The following is a 2,066-nucleotide window of genomic DNA, read 5'->3' as shown; positions in this document are numbered from 1 at the left end:
CGCGGAGATTGCAGAGGTGTTGGAGAAAATGGCCGCACTGAAGCAAGTCCGTGGGTGGTACAGCACTGATTCTGAAACGGGAACGCCTGAGCGAATCCCCAAAGGAATCCGAACGGCTTACCTCCAAGTCGATGAAGACACGCCGCCAGAACCGGCCGATCTTTTATTCCGTGTCCGTCGTCTGCGTAAGCAGCCTCGTCCGCGGATCGGGTTAACCGTTCTGCCGTTGTGTCCAAACGAAAGTGACAAGGAAATCAGTTGTGGTGCTTGCACCCGTTGTTTTTCCTGATTGAAAAGCCTTTCAAGGTTTCGCCCTTGGGGCTTTTCCTTCCCCCTCAATACTCCCCAAAATCCGCCACGCAGATGAGTTGCCGGGCGGTTGTCGTCTCAAAAGTCCCTTTGCGTCGAAACGTGACTTGAAGCTCGTAGTCGCCCTCCGAAGGAAGTTCCGATGAGTCCGGCGATTCCTGAGAAGGGAATAGGTTCTTGACATTCCCCCGCCATGCCTTGCCGTCCTTGTCGGTCTTCGCAAGCCGGACGTTATGTGTAATCCGTCTTAGCGACGTTTTGTCGTTCGCCTTGAACAGCTCCACCTCGACGATCACATCGAAATCCTTCAGCCCCGCCGGGGCATCAATAACCAGATAAAGATCAATCGCGGAACCGGGCGGGAATGATTTGCCATCCATCCATGTCACAATTTTGAAACCCGCCGCCTTCATCACAACCCGGTTGTGCTTCAGTTCGGCGCAGGCAATGTGTGCGAGCGATAGTCCGGCAATCAGCACAAACAGCTGTTTCATCGAAGCTTCCGCGAGAATGGATTTCTCGTAACTTACCCTCCCGCCAATGAAAGGACGATGAAGCTATGTCCCATGGCTCGTCCTGACACGCCCGCGAAACCAATCTTGCGTTTGTCCCATCTTCCGATTATTTGCCGGAAGGGGGAATATATATGAACCGAGCTTTTCTATTGTGCCTCGCTTTGGCGGTCGTGGGTTGTCTGCCGATTCGCAACGCCGCACCGGTCGCAAAACGCGATCCCGATTTTGCGGGAGTCCCGATTGTCCGGGTGGGAATGCGCCAGGAGGAGGTGGACCACATCGCTGGCGCCTCAAAGTGCGGCAGCAGCGGCGGGGGATCAATCGCATACATGATGTGGTGGTATCCGGACAATCTCTCTGTTGACACGAACGTCAACTTGGTCGTCCGGTGTTCGTTGGTGGAAACCACCGTAAGCGGCCCGAACCCAATCGCAGGCCTCACGGATGTTTATTTGAACAGCAAGTTGACTACGGGAATGTCGCCCGCCGAGGTGGCAGCCGAGGCGGGGCCGGCCCGGTATGGCGTGGAAACGGAAACGGGGACAGTCGAGTTACTGTATCCGAGGCCGGGAATCGTCGTCGAGTATTCCGGAGGCGTGCTGGCACGATGGCGTCGGGTCGTTCGCCACGAAGAAAAACCCGTGAAAGAGAACAAGTGACTCGCCCCCCGACATCGACTGTCTCTGCTTTCCCATGCACGATCCCCCCGTTTCCATTGCCACTTCCGGGCCTCATCTTATGACAGCATCCCGTAGTCCCGCCGTCGTACCGGGTTTCATCTAAGTGAGTTGTGGATTTTGTCCCCGGTGTTTTGCGTAACGGAAAAAGCCCCCCGAGGATCAACCCCGGCGGGCTTTTTTCAATCCAAAACTCATGGGTTCGACTTGCTCTCCACATCAGTGAATCGTGCCCGGACGGGAGAAGACCAGGCAAAGCAATTTCCCCCAAGCGTTTTTGACATCACATCGAAGGCGGGCGAATCACCGGCAGTAGTGCGACCACCGGACCACACGGGTATGGCAGCCGTAGGAAGAGTGCCAGTAGACTCGTGACGGGGTGTAGCAGGTCGGGGCGACGAAACTGGTGGAGCACGTCGGGGCGAAATAAGTTTGGGTTGTGCAAGTCGGGGCAGAGTAGTAAACGCGGCTGATGACCGGGGCAGACACGCAAACAGGGCTGCTCTGCACGACGGTGTAGCCGGGGCTGAACACGACAGGGGTGGAACAGGGTTCTTGAGCGGAT

General features: G+C 56.4%; 3 protein-coding genes. 1 reads left to right on the top strand and 2 read right to left on the bottom strand.

Annotated features, from left to right (window positions below; translation table 11 throughout):
- Window positions 1–335 precede the first annotated feature (335 nt).
- Entirely contained in the window at window positions 336–803 is a 468-nt protein-coding gene (locus BGIM_RS0109880) for a hypothetical protein (RefSeq protein WP_020469623.1), read from the bottom strand.
- 152 nt (window positions 804–955) lie between these two features.
- On the opposite strand from BGIM_RS0109880, the gene BGIM_RS0109875 reads away from it, so the two are divergent.
- Window positions 956–1,483, top strand: coding sequence for a hypothetical protein (locus tag BGIM_RS0109875; protein ID WP_020469622.1), 528 nt, complete (start codon window positions 956–958; stop codon window positions 1,481–1,483).
- A gap of 321 nt (window positions 1,484–1,804) precedes the next feature.
- Here BGIM_RS0109875 and BGIM_RS62705 read toward each other — a convergent pair.
- Window positions 1,805–2,066 (bottom strand): hypothetical protein (locus tag BGIM_RS62705; RefSeq protein ID WP_193788955.1); only part of this gene is annotated, 262 nt, incomplete at its 5' end.

Origin of the sequence: Zavarzinella formosa DSM 19928 (genome assembly GCF_000255705.1) — a bacterium.
In the GTDB taxonomy this organism is placed as follows: Bacteria; Planctomycetota; Planctomycetia; order Gemmatales; family Gemmataceae; genus Zavarzinella; species Zavarzinella formosa.
The sequence above is the reverse complement of the archived record's forward strand: the minus strand, read 5'-3'. Positions and strand labels throughout refer to the sequence as shown.